This window comes from Sphingobium sp. BHU LFT2 (assembly GCF_018604485.1).
Lineage (GTDB): Bacteria > Pseudomonadota > Alphaproteobacteria > Sphingomonadales > Sphingomonadaceae > Sphingobium > Sphingobium yanoikuyae_A.
In genome coordinates this window covers 18,558-36,927 of record NZ_JAFCGW010000018.1, presented here as the reverse complement: position 1 = coordinate 36,927, position 18,370 = coordinate 18,558, and the positions used below count along the sequence as shown (strand labels likewise).

At 58.4% G+C, this 18,370-nt stretch carries 13 protein-coding genes; 4 read left to right on the top strand and 9 right to left on the bottom strand.

Going from position 1 to position 18,370, the window contains the following annotated elements; translation table 11 throughout:
- The first annotated feature begins 10 nt into the window (after nt 1-10).
- A complete protein-coding gene (locus JQK15_RS22875) occupies nt 11-1,564 on the top strand; it encodes a tryptophan halogenase family protein (RefSeq protein WP_214868302.1) in 1,554 nt (517 codons plus the stop codon).
- Complete coding sequence (locus tag JQK15_RS22870) at nt 1,561-3,822, top strand: beta-glucosidase family protein (RefSeq protein ID WP_214868300.1); 2,262 nt, start codon at nt 1,561-1,563, stop codon at nt 3,820-3,822. Before JQK15_RS22875 ends, JQK15_RS22870 begins: the two co-directional genes overlap by 4 nt.
- Nucleotides 3,823-4,376: 554 nt before the next feature.
- On the opposite strand, the gene JQK15_RS22865 is transcribed toward JQK15_RS22870, so the two are convergent.
- Together JQK15_RS22865 and JQK15_RS22860 are read right to left on the bottom strand one after the other, a co-directional pair.
- Complete coding sequence (locus JQK15_RS22865) at nt 4,377-4,568, bottom strand: hypothetical protein (protein ID WP_214868298.1); 192 nt, start codon at nt 4,566-4,568, stop codon at nt 4,377-4,379.
- Nucleotides 4,569-4,711: 143 nt separating this feature from the next.
- Nucleotides 4,712-5,329, bottom strand: a complete 618-nt coding sequence (locus JQK15_RS22860; protein WP_214868296.1) for an SOS response-associated peptidase family protein — start codon at nt 5,327-5,329, stop codon at nt 4,712-4,714.
- Nucleotides 5,330-5,484: 155 nt separating this feature from the next.
- On the opposite strand from JQK15_RS22860, the gene JQK15_RS22855 reads away from it, so the two are divergent.
- Nucleotides 5,485-5,910, top strand: coding sequence for an SOS response-associated peptidase family protein (locus JQK15_RS22855; protein WP_214868295.1), 426 nt, complete (start codon nt 5,485-5,487; stop codon nt 5,908-5,910).
- A 1,047-nt stretch (nt 5,911-6,957) separates the two neighbouring features.
- Here JQK15_RS22855 and JQK15_RS22850 read toward each other — a convergent pair.
- From JQK15_RS22850 to JQK15_RS22825, 6 genes are all read right to left on the bottom strand, one after another.
- A complete protein-coding gene (locus tag JQK15_RS22850; RefSeq protein ID WP_214868293.1) occupies nt 6,958-7,146 on the bottom strand; it encodes a hypothetical protein in 189 nt (62 codons plus the stop codon).
- Between the two features lie 642 nt (nt 7,147-7,788).
- Entirely contained in the window at nt 7,789-8,097 is a 309-nt protein-coding gene (locus JQK15_RS22845) for a hypothetical protein (RefSeq protein WP_214868291.1), read from the bottom strand.
- Between the two features lie 1,120 nt (nt 8,098-9,217).
- Nucleotides 9,218-11,770, bottom strand: a complete 2,553-nt coding sequence (locus tag JQK15_RS22840; RefSeq protein ID WP_353047256.1) for an HWE histidine kinase domain-containing protein — start codon at nt 11,768-11,770, stop codon at nt 9,218-9,220.
- A 605-nt stretch (nt 11,771-12,375) separates the two neighbouring features.
- The gene (locus tag JQK15_RS22835) at nt 12,376-14,415 is read right to left on the bottom strand and encodes a M3 family metallopeptidase (protein ID WP_502956864.1); all 2,040 of its coding nucleotides are present in this window, start codon (nt 14,413-14,415) and stop codon (nt 12,376-12,378) included.
- Nucleotides 14,393-15,208 carry a transglutaminase-like domain-containing protein gene (locus JQK15_RS22830; protein ID WP_214868287.1) on the bottom strand — a complete coding sequence of 272 codons (816 nt, stop codon included), beginning with the start codon at nt 15,206-15,208 and terminating at the stop codon, nt 14,393-14,395. The genes JQK15_RS22835 and JQK15_RS22830 overlap by 23 nt, the downstream gene beginning before the upstream one ends.
- Complete coding sequence (locus JQK15_RS22825) at nt 15,202-16,152, bottom strand: transglutaminase family protein (protein WP_214868285.1); 951 nt, start codon at nt 16,150-16,152, stop codon at nt 15,202-15,204. Before JQK15_RS22825 ends, JQK15_RS22830 begins: the two co-directional genes overlap by 7 nt.
- 15 nt (nt 16,153-16,167) lie before the next feature.
- On the opposite strand from JQK15_RS22825, the gene JQK15_RS22820 reads away from it, so the two are divergent.
- Entirely contained in the window at nt 16,168-16,944 is a 777-nt protein-coding gene (locus JQK15_RS22820; protein ID WP_214868283.1) for an N-formylglutamate amidohydrolase, read from the top strand.
- 12 nt (nt 16,945-16,956) lie between these two features.
- Here JQK15_RS22820 and nhaA read toward each other — a convergent pair whose 3' ends face one another.
- On the bottom strand, nt 16,957-18,369 hold the full coding sequence (gene nhaA / locus JQK15_RS22815; RefSeq protein WP_214868281.1) for a Na+/H+ antiporter NhaA: 1,413 nt from the start codon (nt 18,367-18,369) through the stop codon (nt 16,957-16,959).
- Between the last annotated feature and the right edge of the window lies 1 nt (nt 18,370).

Below are 18,370 nucleotides of genomic sequence, written 5' to 3'. Positions count from 1 at the left end.
GGCAAGACCCATGACGACCGACTCCCCCTCCCCCGGTCGCGTCGTCATAGTGGGCGGCGGCACGGCCGGATGGCTGGCCGCCGCCTACCTCTCCCGCACGCTGAAGATGCCGAACATCACGCTGGTGGAATCCAGCGAGATCGGCATCATCGGCGTGGGCGAGGGAACATTCCCCACCATCCGCACGACGCTGGCCGGGCTTGGTATCAGCGAGGCGGAATTCCTGGTCGAAGCGGACGCCACCTTCAAGCAGGGCGTGCTGTTTAACGGCTGGGCGACAGGCAGCGACAGCTATTTCCATCCATTCAACCTGCCCGTCGGCGGCGAGGATGAGGCACTGCTGCCGCATTGGATCGCGGCGGCAGGCCCGGCCCGTGCAGCCTGGGCCGATGCGGTCACGGTACAGGAACGGGTGATCCGCGCCGGACGTGCACCCAAGCGGCCCGAAGACGCCGATTTTTCCGGGCCGATGAACTATGCCTACCATTTCGACGCAGCCCGCTTCGCCGATTATCTGCGCCGCATTTCGGTCGCTGCCGGAGTCTCGCGCGTAGAAGGGACGGTCAGAGCGGTCGAGCGCCATGCCGATGGCGATATCGCTGCACTGCTGCTGGCCGATGGCGGGAAGGTCGAAGGCGACTTCTTCCTCGATTGCTCGGGCTTCCACGCGCTGCTGATCGGGCAGACGTTGGGGTCTGGCTTCACGAGCTGCGCCGACAGTCTGTTCAATGATCGCGCGCTGGCCATGCAGGTGCCCTATGCGAGGCCAGACGCGCCGGTCCGCCCCTATACACTGGCGACCGCGCATGAGGCGGGCTGGACCTGGGACATCGGCCTCTCCGGCCGGCGCGGCATCGGCTATGTCTATTCCAGCCGCCACTGTTCGGACGAGGAGGCGGAGGCGACCTTGCGCCGTTATGTTGGCAGCGAAAGTGACGCATTCACACCGCGCCAGCTCCGCTTCGAGACCGGCTATCGCGACACCCAGTGGATCGGCAATTGCGTCGCCGTGGGACTTTCCGCCGGCTTTTTCGAGCCGTTGGAATCAACCGGCATCATGCTGATCGAGGCGGCGCTCAGGATGATCGGCGATTTCCTGGTCCCTGGCGATCGCACTGCCCGCGATGCGGCCGCGCGCAGCTTCAACGGGCTGATGGCCGCGCGCTTCGCGCGGATCGTCCATTTCCTGAAGCTCCATTATTGCGTCACCCGGCGCACCGACAGTGCCTATTGGCGCGACAATGCCGATCGCGCCTCGATCCCGCAGGATTTGCAGGACATGCTGGCGCAGTGGCGCCATCGCCCACCCTCGCGCTTCGACTTCCTGGTCGATGTCGAGACGTTCCTGCCGCCCAGCTATCATTATATCCTTTACGGCATGGGTTATGAAACGTTGCTCACCGCTGGAACGGATCGCTATCCCGGCGCGGCGGAGGCCCGCGACATATTCACCCGTGTGCGCGGCGCCCAGGCCGGCGCCTGCGCCGCCCTACCCGACCATCGCGCACTGCTGAACCAATATCACGCCCGAGCGGCAACCATTCCAGCCAAGGTTTCCCGATGACCAAGAAAATTGCCCTGATCGCCGGCCTGATGATTGCCAGCAGCCTGACCGGCGTCGCCGCCGCGCAGACGGCTGCCCCCGCGTCCGCAACAGGCCAGTCGGCACAGGCCCGCGCCGACGCGCTGGTCAGGCAGATGACGCTGAAAGAAAAGCTGCAGTTGATCCACGGCTATTTCCCACCGCTGGCCAAGCCCGTACCGCCGATCGCGATGATCCCGTCGGCCGGACATATTCCCGGCATTCCCCGCCTGAGCATCCCCACCCTGCGCGAAAGCGACGCCAGCCTGGGCGTCGCCAACCAGATCGAGCAGAGAAAGGGCGATGTCGCCACCGCGCTGCCCGCCAGCATTGCTACCGCGGCGACCTTCAATCCCAAGCTCGCCTATGAGGGCGGTGCGATGATCGGTGCGGAGGCGCGGGCCAAGACCTTCAACATCCTGCTGGCGGGCGGCGTCAACCTGACCCGCGATCCGTGGAACGGTCGCAATTTCGAATATCTGGGCGAAGACCCGCTGCTCGCCGGCATCATGGTCGGCGAACATATCAAGGGCGTGCAGAGCAACCATATCGTTTCGACCATCAAGCATTTTGCACTCAATTCACAGGAGACCGGCCGCACGGTGCTCGACGCGCGGATCGACAAGTCCGCCCTGCGGGAAAGCGATCTGCTCGCCTTCCAGCTAGGTATCGAGATCGGCCAGCCCGCGTCGGTCATGTGCGCTTATAACAAGGTCAATGGCGACTATGCCTGCGAGAATGACTGGCTGCTCAACCGCGTCCTCAAGCAGGACTGGGCCTATAAGGGCTGGGTCATGTCGGACTGGGGCGCCGTCCATTCCACCGAGAGAGCGGCGATCGATGGGCTGGACCAGGACAGCGGCCAGGAACTGGATGACCAGATGTTCTTCGACGGCAAGTTCGCCGACGCGGTGAAAGCTGGACGCATTCCGACGAGCCGTCTCGACGACATGGTCCGTCGCATCCTGTTCGGCGTGATCGACAGCGGCCTGATGGACCATGCCGTCCCCGACAGCGCCCAGCCGATCGACTATGCGGCCCATGCCTTGGTCGCGCAGAAGGCAGCCGAGGAAGGCATCGTGCTGCTCAAGAATGACGGCAATCTGCTGCCGCTGGCGAAGACCGCCAAGAAGATCGTGCTGATCGGTGCCCATGCCGATGTCGGCGTGCTCTCTGGCGGCGGATCGTCGCAAGTGCGCTCGGTCGGCGGCGCGCCGGTCGAAATCCCGCTGACCAAGGGGGCAGCCGCCTCCTTCGCACGGATCACCTGGCATGCCTCCTCGCCGCTGAAAGCGATCCAGGCGCTCGCCCCCAATGCCAAGGTCACCTATATTGACGGCAGCGATCCCAAGGCGGCTGCGGCCGCAGCACAGGGCGCCGACATGGCGATCGTCTTCGCCTGGGCCTGGCGCACCGAAGCGCAGGACCCCGAAAGCATGGCCCTGCCCGACAATCAGGATGCGCTGATCGACGCCGTCGCCGGCGTCAACAGGAAGACGCTGGTGGTGGTCGAGGCCGGCGGCCCGGTGCTGATGTCCTGGGTCAGCCGCGTGCCCGCCATCCTGCAGGCCTGGTATCCCGGACAGCGCGGCGGCGAGGCGATCGCCAACATCCTGTTCGGCGATGTCAATCCTTCCGGCCGTCTTCCCATCACCTTCCCGGTCAGCGTCGATCAAGCGCCGCGCCCGGAACCGGTGGGCCTCGCGGAACTGCACGCCGCCGAGGCCCGCCGGGACGCCGGCGACAAGACCGTCTATGGCATGAGCGGCGGACTAGCCTCGTTCCCGGTCGATTATCCCGAGGGCGCCGATGTGGGCTATCGCTGGTATGCGGCGAAGAACGCCAAGCCGCTTTTCCCCTTCGGCTATGGCCTGACCTATAGCAGCTTCCGTTATGCCAATCTGAAGGTGGCGGACGGCGCCAAGCTGACCGTCAACTTCGATGTCAGCAACAGCGGCCAACGCGCCGGCGCCGACGTGCCCCAGCTTTATGTCGAAGCGACCAGCGCGGCCGGAACCAAGGCCTATCGCCTGGCCGGGTTCGAGAAGGTGTGGCTCAAACCCGGCGAGACCCGGCATGTCAGCCTGACCGTCGATCCGCGGGTCATCGCCCGCTTTGACGAGGCGAAGCCCGGTTGGAGGCTGGACGCTGGCAGCTATAAATTGCGCATTGGCCATTTTGCCGGAGACGCGGCGCTGACCGGTACCGCTCGGCTGAACATGATCGCACTCGACCCGTAAGTCACTCGCCATAAGCCTGGGATGATGGATAGCAATGGCAGTCGTTGACATGGTGGGCTGAGAAAAGCCCAATCTTCACCAAAGCCACGATTTAGGTGGGGGTGGAGCGAGCGCGCGCGGCCCGCCACTCGCGCGCTCGATGATCTCTAGCGCCGCTCCTCTAGGGCGATGGGCAAGTAGCGCTGCTCGGTCCCTCCGCCAAGGGGGCATTGCCCGCCAGAGCGCGCTGGCACAGCAACGGGATACCCGTCGCGATGGTCAGCTCCAAGAGCCATTGGCGGACAATCGGCAAGGGGTAGTCCATTTAGATCTGGGCGCGACCGTCTGCCCCCGATCCAGCCGGAGATATCTCCAGGGACTGCGCGATATCGCGCAATTCGCCTTGGTCCACCTTTAGCATTGCCGGGTCGGTGAGAGCAGCCAAACACGGTGTCGACTTCCGCGGGCGGCGTGGTCATCACTATTTTCGCCCCCATTCCGCGTAGTTCCAGAATTGGAGTATTCCAAACCCCATTTGATCATAACTGGGTATCGGCGAGCGGCTCTTTTAAGGCTCAATGGAAGTGATGGCGTCGGATCGGCACCAGATTGCCCGCCTCTCTCAGCCGGTCGACCGGCTCCGACGCTAGCCTTCTTTTGCTCAACCGCAGTTTCCAGGCCGGTCCCATGCCTTGCTCCAACGCCTTGCGATTGCCAGCCAGACCCATCGTTCCGATCGAACGCTGCATGTCATCCTGGTCGATCACGGCACGCCCTTGGCAGAGCCGGAGCGCTGCCGGACCAGGATCACATCCAGTGAGAGCTTTCTGCACCAGCCCTTAGTTCGGCAAAGGCTATCCGATAAATACCTGCCGGCGCTAAAGAATGCGATCAAGGCTGACGTCCGGCATCAGAGCAGCGCGCCTTGAGCCGGCGGTGCCCCATATACCTGCCTAACGGAAAGACTTCCTTTTGAGAGCCAACGCAGTACCTTGCTGGATGGGACGTCGGGATCGAGCCAGTCTGCCCATTGATCGCGCGCCAAGGGAATAATCTGGCGGTGGTGGTACGTCGCGACATCGGGTCCCGCCTCCATGGTGAGCATGGTAAAGGCTTCGCCGAGAGGACTTTCCCGCCAGATGCCTGCAATACAGAACCAATCATGATCGGCCATTGTGAAGAGCCATTTATCCAGACGCTTCTGCTCGGGATCAAGCGGATCGGTGAACTCGTAGAAGCCATCGGCGAGAATGAGGCAGCGGCTGGAGGTGAAATGCCGGCCTTCGGTCCGGAAATTATAAACTGGCTTGCCGTTCCGACCAGGCCAACTCCAGCGACGGTTCACAATGGCTCCACTCCCGCGCTGCCCCTCTGCACTGCGCACGATCGGCGCCATCTCCGTCATCCTGATATCTTCGCGCGCCGGCACATTCGGTACGCCCTCAGGCAGGTTGATCTTTATCTTGAGGTGTTTGAAGTCGTCGGAGATCGACGTAATATCGATCAGCAACCGATAGTCGTTGCACATCTGCTATCCTCGCACGTCTGCTAGAGCTTGCATTTGCCCGTTGTTCTCTTAACGTTCTTTTCGTGAATTCGAAAGCAATCCCGTTTGACTCCGACGCGCTCGACAGTCGGCGCGCCATCATCCGGCGCAGTCTGGACGATGCGCAAGAGATTGAGATGATCGAAGCAGTCTGGGGTTCCAATCCGCGCTTCAACGACGGGGTAAGCCATGAATTCATCCGGTCAGAGGGTCGCAAATTTCCTGCCAGTCGCTGCCTTGTTGCGGCGTCGGAATTTTATATTCGTAACGCCGACAGGAAATTTCGTGCCTTCCGGAAGGATGGGAATTTCTTCTATCTAGCGGCTGTCTGGGAGCGCCCGATGGGCGATCGGCCGGTTAGTTACCGGATCATCACGCTTGACGCGAATTCGGATGTAATCCGCTACCAAGCCCGCCATGGGGCAATCATTGAGCGTCGCGATGCACAGAAATGGCTGGATTTCTCAGTGCCCGAAGAAGAACTGCTGTTGACGCCTCCGGCCGGGATCTTCTTGATCGAAGAGATACTCACCAAACCCGTCCAGACCAGCATGGCATTTTGAGATTATGTGAGCTCTACCCTGCCAGCTGCCCCCAGTCGGGAGCCTCAGCGCGCCCGGTGCTCCGGCCGGCCGTGCTACCGCTGTAACTGGCTGAGGCGCGTAAATCCGCCGGAAGACCCATTCCATAGCGTCCGCTATTACAAAGTGCTCGCCAGGTCGGGCAATGTCGCACAACTGCTCAAGCCTGCTCTTGACGGGGGACGTTCCGTGAAGGTTAGCCGCGAACTCAAGAAAAAAAGCACCAGAGACCTTTTTCGACGCGGCGCCAAGGCGGCTGCGAAGAAGCACGTCTCAAGAAGACCCGTCGCAACAAACGAGCTTCTCAGGAAACCGGTTACGACCGCCCACACGGCGGCATGGGGCCCTCCATTTCGGGCTTGGCCGGCGCAGCGATCAGAGAGACGAGCAGCATCAAGCACATAAATTTCAGGCTATCGGTCTAACTAATGTTATTGAGGAAGCCCTCCCTACCAAATTAGTCGCCGCTTCGACTTTCAGAATCAGCGAGACGGTAAATTGGGAAAAAACGAGAGGCGCAAATATAGCGCGCAAGATTATGTGTTTGCAGAAGCAGAAGCAATTTTCTCAACCGACGAGTCACTTTTGTCGGAAATTGCTGATATGACCGATTGCGATTTTCCAACCCCGCGACAAAAGGGTGCACTTATAGAATTGCGACGCCGTCGGCTTATCCCTGAAGAGGATTGACGCTGAGCCGACCTCTGCCCCAATCAGCCTTGGACCAAAGAGCAAATAGAAATGCCTCTCCAAAAGACGCGCGGCACTTCGGAATTAATGATGCGTGATCGATGAGCAGATGGGATGACGGCGATGGCCAACAGGAGAGTTTTCCCGAGCTCGCCGGGCATTTTCCCAGTGCCGGAATCTGGAGCCCTAGAATTCGAAATCCTCTATCGACCTACAGCAATTGGAACAGCAGCAATGGGAAATATGCTGACAGCCCAATGGAACCGACAATGCTGGGTAAGCGATCGCCAGCGGCTGGGATATGGCCTTTCGCGATGTCGAATTTCGCCGGCCAGCCTCTTACCGTAGACTGCGCATAATAAAAACGGCTGAAATAAGTGCCGCACCTCCAAAAGCGATCAAATGTCCAGAAAGCGTTCTCGAAAGGGAAGGTTCATCAAGTAACTGTAGCTCTTCTGGATCTGAAAACAGCTGTACATCCACTTCGAACGATCGCAGCACATCTGGAGATTTGATCAGGGGGATCATGCGCGTCCTCTCTCCTATACGGGAACATGGCCGCATGCTATCGACCAGACCATCGCGTTCAATTTGCCGTGTCATGGGGTTGCGACCCGCGCCGGATTGCCAGACGGGGCATCCGAAATTTGCCGTCGGCATCAGCCTAGGGACAATTCGACAATATCTAGCCCATTATCCTTGGCATAAATCATTGCAGCCTGCATTGCATCGATCCGTGACGAATATCCCTGGTTATTCAGATTGAGCGAACGGTCCCCGGCACGCCCGGTCTCCGCACTTATATGCCACCGACCCCGATCATGCTTGATTGCAACATATTTCAACATCTTTTAAAACTCTATCTTGAGATCCGGGTATGCAATCTGCCTCGCGCGGACAATGCTCGAGCCGGGCAAGTGTTCCCGCCTCCCCAAATCTCCTTCATTGCCAAGCTCGCTGTGCCCAGACGGACGGAAGAGTGGAGAGTGTGAGAAAAACCCCGCACCGTTCGGTGCGGGGCGAGGGGGCCGCAAATCAATGACTTGCGCTACGATAACTATCGAGGTTTAGATTTGTATCCCCAAAAAAATTGCGACTGCATAAGTTTAGGGTTCGGCTCTTCTCTTGGCGCAGTCCCAGCAGACAGATAGCCGGTTCGGCGCAATCGCCTTAACGCTCATATGCTCCCTCGACCTTATCTGCGGCTGGGCTGCCACCCCGCTTGGAAGACTGTTTGTAGTTGATTGCAGGGCTGTTGGTAGCCATGGAAGGCTTGGTTCTCCCGGCCGTCTGCGCAGCTTTTTCTTCCACCGACTTTTCGAAGGTGCGTTTGAGAACCCAGCCTACAGCAAAAGTTACCGTCGCCGTTACGGCTGCTCGTGCAGCCGTCTCGACGATGCTGAATTTTACAGCCGTCTTGATATCATCATCTTTCGAACTCGCAAATTTGATGGGAGACTGAACTTTTTTATACAGCATGGCCTCTACTCCTTGATAGCATTGCCGAACTTCAAATTTGGCTAAACTAATAAAATCATCTCTTTAATACGTCTTAGCAATCATCAATGCGCCATCATCACGAATAAAAATCACGATCATGAATACTAATAACGATATATTTTACCTTTAATAATCACACGACAACTTGATAGTAGACAAACTTCCGTTCATTTTATTGTAAAATATTGACCCGAAAATGTTCGCCGCGCCACGCGATTCCTGCCTACAAAATCGCGGCTTTGATAAAGATGATTAGATAACGGCCCTCAGGCACTGCGGATCCGGCGACCAGATGATTTCAAGCGCATGTTTTCACCGGCTGTGGCTGGACGCGCATTTTTTTCTCAGTGCCGAGCCAAATGCCCTTACCAGAACAACGCAATGACTGCGTTGGGAAATGAACGCCTCGCGCCGCCTTTCAATCTTCCACGATCGATGCATAGCAGGATGGCAAATCCTGCCTTCGAGCAGCGTGAACTGGCAACCCTCCATTTTTTCACGTCGTTTCAGGGTCGGCACAATTCTATACGGACAGCAGGCTTTAGTGGGAAGGGAACAAGTGGGCTAAAAGGCGATTGGACATCCTTGAGGCAAAGAAAAGGAACTATCATGTGGACACTGGTATTGCTGCTCGCTGCAGCGCCACCACAACAAACCACTACGTCCCAAGGCAATGGGCATCATGCGAATGATGAAAGACGCGATAGCACCGCGCGTTCCATCGAGGAAGCGCGCAAACGGCATGGAGAAGGGAATGCTCGTTCCGCTGAGAGACCCCACCTTCACAGTGACGGGACCTCGGAGAAACGGCAATCCGACGGGGCGCTCATGCCTGGCGCGCCCGGAACCAACAATCCGACAATTCCTGACGGCACAACCTGATAGAATTTTGATACCGGTTCGATCAAGGACCGCGTTGACACGTTGAAAAAGGTTTTCGGATGAATTCGGACATGATGTTTCACGGCATCTCCCAAAGCGCTTCCGCCGTAGCGGTCAGGGATGTGCCCGAATGCCGAAAGAACGCAGATATAGTCGTGAGCATCATCAAGGCGAGATGGTGATCATGATCCCCGTGGCCTCATACCTCAGCTTTTGCTCAGCCCGACAGCTCCTCGATCGCCTTTGCAAGATTATGCGTGGTATAAGGCTTCTGGACTACCGTGACAGACCGGTGCTCCATGGAAAGGCTTGCCTGCTCACCATAGCCTGACGCGAAGAAATAGTGAATCCCCTGCTCCCTCAGTCTGTCGGCAACCCCGAAACTTGTCTGATCGCCCAAGTTGATGTCGAGGATAGCGAAGTCGAAACGCGTCTCGTCAAGGAGGTCATGGGCAGCCTCTGGCGTTGACGCTGTGGACACAAAAGCGCCCAGACGATTGAGAATATCTTCGGCATCCAACGCAATAATGAGGCTGTCCTCTACTAGTAGCACGGACTTCCCGGCAGCGACTTGCGCGTCGAGGAAATGTTGGCTCGAAACATTCGGCCGTTGGATATGGATTTTCGGGCTGTCGACTTTGCGCGCGTCCGAGACATGCCTGGCGGGAATGATGAATTCGGCGCGGACGCCCCTCGAGGCGTAATCAATTTTGGCCTGACCACCCAGATCGTAGGGAACAGAGCGCTTGATGATGGTGGTGCCAAACCCCTTACGTTTGGGCGCCTGAACCGGTGGACCACCGCTTTCCTGCCAAACGAACAAAAGGTCGCCCTTATGATCGCGCGACCATTGGATATGGACTTCCCCTGACCCCGACAGGCTGCCATATTTGGTAGAGTTGGTCACGAGTTCATGGACGACCAGAGCCATCGTGGAATAGGCTTGGGGGTTGAGCAGAGTGGGCGTGCCACTGGCGATAATCGCGCTCTGGCGATCAGCTGCAAAGGCCGCCGCCTCGGCATCGATCATGGCGCCGAGGGGGGCAGGTCCCCAATGATCATCAGTAATCTGATTATGCGCCCGCGCGAGCGCGTGAATTCGGCCGTCAACGAGCCGGACGAAATCCTTCACCTCAGGACTGTCGGGCTGTGACTGTCGGATCAAACCGCGGATAACGCCAAGAATATTACGGACCCGGTGATTCAGCTCAGCGATGAGCATTTCCTGGCGCGCGTTTGATTGACGCCGTTCAGCCGCAGCCTCGTCAGCAATGCGCAGCACAACCTCAATGAGGGTTGCGCGTAAGGTCTGTGCGACACGCAACTCGGATTTCGTAAAAGGCTCCGCATGCCCTTCCACATTTTCCATCCATTCAGCAAAACTTTCGCGCGGAGTCAGGCGCGGACCATTGGGCCCGTATTCGATCGGCTTGTGGGGATCGCCAGCCCAGCGGACCGACTGCTTCAGCTCCTTGCGAAATAGCATTACATAATCGCGCGGCGACCGGGATATGGGTATCGCGAGGAGCCCAGCGGCCTGCTCGGCATATTCCCCAGCTCCATCAACGAGGCTTCCGATTGTATCGGTGGTAAAAACCCGGCCCGCCGCCAGACCATTGAGCGCTCGGACAATACGCCGAAATTCTTCTGTAGGAGGGGTAACGCCCGAAAAGGCGTAATTACCGTTGATCCAGACGCCAACACCGTCTGCCGGGATAGCGCTTGTCAGAATGTCTCCAAGCCAATCAGGATCCTGCAGTAACGTCTCGTCTGAGGCCACTGCGCCAAGTAGCTGATCAGAAATGTTGCGAGCACGCTCCTCATATTCGGCAATCTGGCGCCGCTCGCGCGATTCAAGCCGCATTGCGAACATCTCGGCGAACAGCTCACATACGGAGCGGCGCTCGAATGTAGGTGAGCGGGGGGAATAATGGTGGCATGCGAACAGCCCCCACAATTTGTCGTCGACCACGATCGAGATAGAAAGGGAAGCTGCTACTCCCATATTCTTGAGATATTCGATATGGATGGGCGAAACGGAGCGCAGGATCGAAAGCGAGAGGTCAAGGCGCTTTCCCGACCGGTCAATCTCGGGAACGATGGGAACCGGCTGCGCCTCCACGTCGCGGATCACACGGACCAGGCTGCGCTTATAGAGCTCACGGGCTTGACGAGGAATATCGCTTGCGGGATAGTTCAAACCAAGAAAACTGCCGATGCCTGTTTTGCAAGCCTCGGCCACAACTGCACCAGCTCCAGAATCCGCGAACTTATAGACCATTACCCGGTCATATCCCAGAAAAGCGCGCACCTGCCGGGCCCCTTCCCGGAAGAAGGCCGTCATGTCTTTGGTGCGATCCAGTCGCGACATCATAGCGCGAACAGCATTGGTAGCGTCCCCGCCTGCTTCCGAGCCGGGTTCGGCTTCGATCACAATCTGCCCGTTCGAGAAATGAACCGCTACATCGTAGGGCTGGCCCGATGTTCCGATCTGGCAGGCAAACAGACGCTCTACCATGTCGGCATCAGCCAACCGGGCAATCCGGTTCCGTAGGTCGTGCAGGAAGGTGGCGGGAACATAATCAGGCAGCGGTGCGCCAATCAAAGCCTCCGGATCAGATCCCAGGAGGTCATGGATGTTCGCAGATACTCTGGCGATAATCCAATCGGGACTGACAACAATCAGGAAGCCGGGCTGCTGGATAGCACCAAGAAGATGAATTGGCTCGCGATCGCAGTTCGTTAGATCGGTCTTGTCGAAATCCGCCACTCTGTTCCCAATGTCGTTAAATATGTAAAATCGGGCATTGCCCAATAGCCTATCAGGCAAACTCAAAACGCTGTTCAGCCATATTTGGTTTCGCATAAGGCGATGCGATCGGTGCACATAGTGGCAGCCGCTCAAAACTCTTTCACGCACATGTTCCGCGCGGGAAAAAGGCCTGCTTGGCGCGATGCCCGTATTTGGCATCTCGCAAGACCACGACGGTGGCGGCGGCAAGGTGTTTGCCTTCCAAAAATTCCGTCCGCGGGGCGAGAACGCGCTGCGGTTGTTCGCTGGACTTCGCCGCACGCATGCGTCTGAGCTGACTTTTATACGTCCAGTGATGATCGATGGCCTTCAGGGCGACATCAGCACCGAGGGTGCAGACACTGGCAGACCGCGCCCGGCATGATCGAGGGCAGGATTACCTGCCTCTACATCGTGCGCAATCCTGGCAAGCCGGGTCGCATTCCTTCCGTACGGCGATAGCCGGGGCCTAGGATGGTCATTAATGTCTGCGTCTCGCGCAGCAATGTCACTGCAACCGGTGTCAGAAGATAGAGGTTTGAGCCTCGTGCCGATGATCGGACCGACGCAAAGCCCAACCACTCTCAAGCCCCCACAAGATGTCGCGCTCGCATCAGAGCTTCAGCCTGCGGGTAGCGCCCCCTAAACGCATAAAACGACTCCAGAGGGTCTCGACTATCACCGGCCGCCAATATTTCGTCGCGGAAGCGCGCAGCCAACGGCGGATCAAAAATATCACCCTTCTCGACAAATGCCTCGAAAGCATCTGCATCCAACACTTCGGACCATGCGTAACTGTAATAAGCCGCAGAATAGCCACCGTCAAAAACATGCGTGAAATAAGGGAGCCGGTGACGAAGCCCGATTTCACGAGGCATTCCCAACTTGCTAAGCTCCGTCTCGACAAAGCCACGCGGATCCACCTTCGCTTGCGGGCTTTGGTGAACGGCAAGATCGACGAGCGCGCAACCGATCAGCTCCACCGTGCCAAAACCTTGACCATAGCCCTCCGCCTTGCCGATTGCGGTAATCAGCTCTTCTGGCACATCAAAGCCAGCGAGCACCTTTGGGCTGACGATCCAGTTTTCCATGAATTTGCTGGGAAATTCCACAAAGTCCCGTGCCACCGCCGTACCTGACTGGCTCGGATAGGTCACACGGGACAATAGCCCGTGAAGCGCATGGCCAAATTCGTGGAACAGCGTGCGCGCCTCATCGATCGAAAGCCGCGTCGCGCCGCGATCGGGTGGCGGCGCCGGGGCAAAATTGGCGACCAAGTAAATGATCGGGCGGACATCTCCATCCATTGTCTCCTGAACCCGCAGGCTGCCCATCCAGGCACCGCCATGTTTTTCCGGCCGAGCGAGATAGTCGGTAAAAAGCAAGCCCACAGCATTAGCGTCTGCGTCCGTCACTTCCCAGGCCCAGACATCGGGATGATAGCCGACAATATCGGCACGCCTCGCAAAGTTCAGCCCATACAGGCGTCCGGCGGTGTCGAAGGCGGCCTGCCGCACTGCGTCGAGACGCAGATGCCTCGCTAGTGCCTCACCATCCAGCGCGTAGCGGGCACGGCGGACCCTTTCTGCATAAAATCGCCAGTCCCACGCCGATAGAGCAAAGCCTCTTTTCTCTGCGTTGATCATCGCTTGCAGGTCCGCCGCTTCCTCCGCGGCCCGGCGTTTGCCCGGCCCCCAGAGCTGCCGCATCAGCTTTGTCGCTGCTGCTGGATCATGCGCCATACTCTCGTCGAGCGCATAGTGCGCATGGTCGGCATAGCCCAGCAGCTTCGCCCGCTCCTGGCGTAATGCGAGAATTTCAGCGATGATCGGCCAATTGTCGTGCGCACCACCATCGCAGCGGCTGGTAAAGCCCCGCCACAATGCTTCACGCAGATCGCGGCGCTCCGAGAAAGTGAGAAAGCCCTCATAATCGGTGCGGTCGAGCGTGAAATGATAGCGCCCCGGTTGCCCCCTCGCGCTCGCGCGCCCAGCCGCTGCCTCACATATAGACTGCGGCAACCCCGCCAGATCCTGCGGGCCAAGATCGAGCACCCAGCCGGTTGTGGCGGCTTGCACATTCTGCCCGAATTGCACCGAGAGCGCCGAAAGCCGTGCGTCAATTGCGGCAAAGCGCTCCTTGTCAGCCGATGCCAGAGCTGCGCCGCCGCGCAGAAAGCCGGCGTGACAGGTTTCCACCAGTCGGATCTGCTCTGCGGTAAGGCCGCTCTCATGCCGCACGGAGTAAACCGCCAAGATGCGCGCAGCCAATGCGATATTATGGCTGATCGCGACCGAATGGGCACTTAGACACGCCGACATTTCAGCCTCGATTGCGCGGATGCCGGGCGTACGGTGCGCCGAGGAAAGGGTCCAGAATAGCCGCCTTACTCGGGCTAGCGCCTGCCCTGACCGCTCCAGCGCAGCGACACTATTGTCGAAAGTCGCCGGTGCATCCTGCCCGACGATCGCTGCGATCTCTGCCTCGTGCCAACTAATCGCGGTCGCAAGCGCTGGCACAAAATCCTCGCTGCGCACCCGCCCAAAAGGAGGCGCTCCCAGCGGGCCTTCCCAAGGCTGCAGCAACGGATTGGCGTCAGGATCAGTCAATGGAAGACACCTCATCGGTGTGGACCTGGAAGCCTATCAGATTTGCAGGGCCAAAGGCGGTGGTCAAGGCAACGTCGGTGGCGTCGCGGCCGCGTGCCATGAGGATACGGCCAATTCGAGGGATATTGTGGCGCGCATCGCAGCTATACCAGTCACCGGCAAGATACACATCGAACCAGGCGCTAAAGTCCATCGGCGCGTCCGCAGGCGGCACTCCGATGTCGCCCAGATAGCCAGTGCAATAGCGAGCCGGGATGTTCATGCAGCGGCAAAGCGCGATGGCGAGATGGGCAAAGTCGCGGCACACGCCCTGTCGTTCCTGATAAGCGTCCCACGCGGTCTTGTCAGCGCGGGCATGACGATAGCCAAACTCGATATGTTGATGAACAAAATTGACGATCGCACCGACCCGGTCACGCGCGGTGGACAGATGGCCGAAATTAGCCCAGGCGACATCCATCAGCCGATCGGTCTCACAATAACGACTGCCAAGCAGAAACGGGATTACTGTATCGGGCAATTCCTCGACCGGCGCTTGCGGTCCACCAGGCAGTTGCCGGTCCGGCTGGCCACTATCTTCGATCACGAAATCGCAGGACAAAATAACATTGCCTGGTGGGATGGTCAGCCGCGAAGCCACATTTCCAAACCCATCCTCAAAATGATAGAGGGGGATGTCGGGGCTCGCATTCAGTCGCTGCGACGTGCGCAGATCCTTATGCCGCGATGGGTGGACGCTGAGCATCGCCATCATTGCCACCTGCATATCAGTGGAAAATTCAATATCGTAGCCGCAGCGGATCAGCATATGGATGACTTCCCTTGAGCGCCGGCAAGCCGGCTGTTGACCGCGCCATGGCCTATGTTGGGGAATATCGCCGGATCGGCGCGCTGGACGTCGACGCTGATATCCATGCCAAGGAAGCTGGCGGGCAGGCCGAACCATGTGCCCGACAGCGGCAGCGCCTGATAGGGATCGCGCGCGATCGCAACGCGGATGAGCCCGCGGTTTCCGATGATCCCATTAGTGGGATCAAACTCGACCCAGCCCGAACCTGGAAGGAAGACGCGTACCCAAGCATGGGTATTGCCGCCTCCAACCACGCCCGCACGTCGGAAGGGATTATAGACATAGCCCGACACAAAGCGTGCCGCAAAGCCGAGTGCTCGCACCGCTTCGATCATCAGCACCGCGAAGTCGCGACAGGTGCCTTGGCGCTTGCGTAGCGTCTCTATGGGAGATTGGGTGCCTTTCTCATGCCGCGGAACATAAGTGAAGCCGCGCTGTATGCCGGTCGCGATACGTGCCAACAAGTCAACCGTCTCGGTATTTCCGTCATTGCGGACGAACCCGCGGGCCCAATCGTCGACCACCCGTTCGGGGTCAAGATGCTGCCTTTCGATCGAACGCAGTAGGTCGGGCATATCCTCCGACGAATAGGTAAACGGGAAGAGCCGAGCATAGGGCTCCACATCGACATGCTTCCTCGTCAGTGGCGCATGTTCCAGCGTCGCCTCACTGGTTACAGTCAAATGGGATGCACGGCTTTTGAACGAGGCGACCGCCACGGAATTACCAAATACATCATGCAGCCAACGCAATTCAGCCGGATGCGGGTCGATATCGAGGCGGGCAGATAGCAAGCGTTGATCGAAGGCTTCGCGCGGACGCATCATGATGCGATGTTCGCCCAGCGACACAGGCTGCTGATAGCGGTAGGTCGTGACATGGTTGATCGTCAGCAACGGCATGAAAGGAGTATCCCCATGGCCCCAGAGGCGACGACATTATTGGGTCCGAATGATCCGCCGCCGTTCGCCATCGACAACGCGGAAGGTAGTTCCGCGTTCCTGTTGATCGGCGATCACGCAGGAACCGCCGTTCCGGCGGCGCTAGGAGACCTGGGTATCACCGCTGCAGACCGGGCGCGGCATATCTTCGTCGATATCGGCGTAAGGGGTCTTGGCAGACAATTGGCCTGTCTGCTTGACGCCCCTTTCATCCATCAGACTTATTCGCGCCTGGTAATCGACTGTAACCGGGACCCGGCGCATCCAGATGCCATAGTGGCTCGATCTGACGGTACATTCATCCCTGGCAATGACGCGTTGAAAGACGCGGTCAAGCAAGCCAGGGTTGCCGCTGTCCACACGCCTTACCATGCCGCGATAGCTGGCATTCTTGACGCCAGGCAGGCGGCCGGCCGTGATACAGTTCTGATTTCGCTACATAGCTTCACACCGATTTTAAACGATTTCCAACGCCCCTGGGAAATAGGGGTTCTTCACTGGCTTGGGCGAACGGATTTCGCCAGGACCATGCTCTCGCGACTACAAAGCGAGAAGACGAGATGTGTGGGTGACAACGAGCCTTACCGCATGGACTCGACCGACTACACCATAGCTCTTCACGCCTTTGCGCGAAATCTGCGCTATGCGGAAATTGAAATCAGACAGGATCTCATCAAAGATTATGATGGACAGAATTTCTGGACCAAGGAAATTCAAAAGGCGGCAATATCTGCTTGGCGAACAATAGCTTGAGCGCCATGCACATTAATGCACCTGTTGTGGTTGCCCCTCTTCTATCGAACCACGCGCGGCGAACCGAAGTGCCACATAGCCGGTTATGCCTGCCAGAGCCGAAGCGGCAAGGATCGCAAGGGATGCAGTTTCTTGAAGCCTGTCGTCGCTGAACGCCAGCCCGGATATAAAGAGCGAAATCGTGAAGCCGATGCCGGCTATCGATCCTATCGCAGCGATCATCGACCAGCGAACCTTATCTGGCAAATCCGCAAGTCCCAAACGGGTCGCAAGCCAACTGAAACTGAGAAAGCCCAAGGGTTTTCCCAGACACAGGCCTATCATTATGGCAGGCGCAAGGGCTGAGCTAAACATAGTATCGATGAGATCAGAGCTTATATGAACCCGCACGTTGGAGAGGGCAAATGCCGGCAGCACAACATAGCTCACCCAAGGTGCAAGCAAGGTTATGACCCGCTCGCCCGCGGAATGAGTGGCGCCAGTCATTTCGTGTAGATAGCCCAGACCCTCCTGCGCTTTCTTTTCCGAGCGATCGGCATCGTGCGTGCGGGTTTCTTCAGCGGCCAAGCGATGCGCATGCTGGAATTCATCAATTTCGCCCTGAACATTCGCCGCAAATTCCTTGCGAGCCAGACGAGGATAGACTGGGACGAGAAAACCAAGAAGCACCCCTGCAATCGTCGTATGGATGCCCGATCGCAGGATGCCGACCCAGAGCACCAGCGCAAGCAGCACATATGGAATATGTGCGCCCCAGCGCAGTCGGCGCAGCAGATAGATGACGGCAAAGGCAAAAGCCGCGATCAAAAGGCCATCAATATGAATAGTGTCGCTGTAGGCACCAGCGATAACCAGCAGACCGCCAATGTCATCTATCGCTGCAAACGCTAGAAAAAGCGCACGGACAGCATCTGGCAGACGTGCGGCAAACAGACCGATCAGCGCCAAGCCGAAAGCGGTATCCATGGTGATGACCGTGCCCCAACCTTTGATGGCATCGCTGTCGCGGGCGATCAGCCAGAAGAGGAAAACAGGCACGAGCATCCCGCCAAGGGCACCTGCGACTGGAAGAACGGCCGTGCGCAAGTGCGAGAGAGCACCGCGTACGAGCTCGCGCTTCACATCTGCGCCTATGATGATGAAGAACAGGGGGAGGAGCGCATGGTCAATCCATTCCGCGAGGCTATGGCTTACCGACGACCGGCCAAAGCCAACATGAAGCGGCGTATCCCAGAAACCCTCGTAAATCTCACGCAATGGACTATTGGTGAAGACAAGCGCGGCGAACGTTGCAAGGAGCAGCGGTCCGCCAAGCACGTCCTTTCCGGCAAAAAACCGCTCTATGCGATCGAGAAATTTTGCTCGGGCGGGCGCATGATGTCGTTTTGCCCGTGTTGCGCCTCTCTGGCGTGGAGTGATGGCCATC

Excerpts from the sequence above, each read along its gene's own strand:
- JQK15_RS22875 (WP_214868302.1), top strand. The coding sequence starts at position 11 with ATGACGACCGACTCCCCCTCCCCCGGTCGCGTCGTCATAGTGGGCGGC.
- JQK15_RS22870 (WP_214868300.1), top strand. The coding sequence starts at position 1,561 with ATGACCAAGAAAATTGCCCTGATCGCCGGCCTGATGATTGCCAGCAGC.
- JQK15_RS22860 (WP_214868296.1), bottom strand. The coding sequence starts at position 5,329 with ATGTGCAACGACTATCGGTTGCTGATCGATATTACGTCGATCTCCGAC.
- JQK15_RS22855 (WP_214868295.1), top strand. The coding sequence starts at position 5,485 with ATGATCGAAGCAGTCTGGGGTTCCAATCCGCGCTTCAACGACGGGGTA.
- JQK15_RS22850 (WP_214868293.1), bottom strand. The coding sequence starts at position 7,146 with ATGATCCCCCTGATCAAATCTCCAGATGTGCTGCGATCGTTCGAAGTG.
- JQK15_RS22845 (WP_214868291.1), bottom strand. The coding sequence starts at position 8,097 with ATGCTGTATAAAAAAGTTCAGTCTCCCATCAAATTTGCGAGTTCGAAA.
- JQK15_RS22835 (WP_502956864.1), bottom strand. The coding sequence starts at position 14,415 with ATGAGGTGTCTTCCATTGACTGATCCTGACGCCAATCCGTTGCTGCAG.
- JQK15_RS22830 (WP_214868287.1), bottom strand. The coding sequence starts at position 15,208 with ATGCTGATCCGCTGCGGCTACGATATTGAATTTTCCACTGATATGCAG.
- JQK15_RS22825 (WP_214868285.1), bottom strand. The coding sequence starts at position 16,152 with ATGCCGTTGCTGACGATCAACCATGTCACGACCTACCGCTATCAGCAG.
- JQK15_RS22820 (WP_214868283.1), top strand. The coding sequence starts at position 16,168 with ATGGCCCCAGAGGCGACGACATTATTGGGTCCGAATGATCCGCCGCCG.
- nhaA (WP_214868281.1), bottom strand. The coding sequence starts at position 18,369 with ATGGCCATCACTCCACGCCAGAGAGGCGCAACACGGGCAAAACGACAT.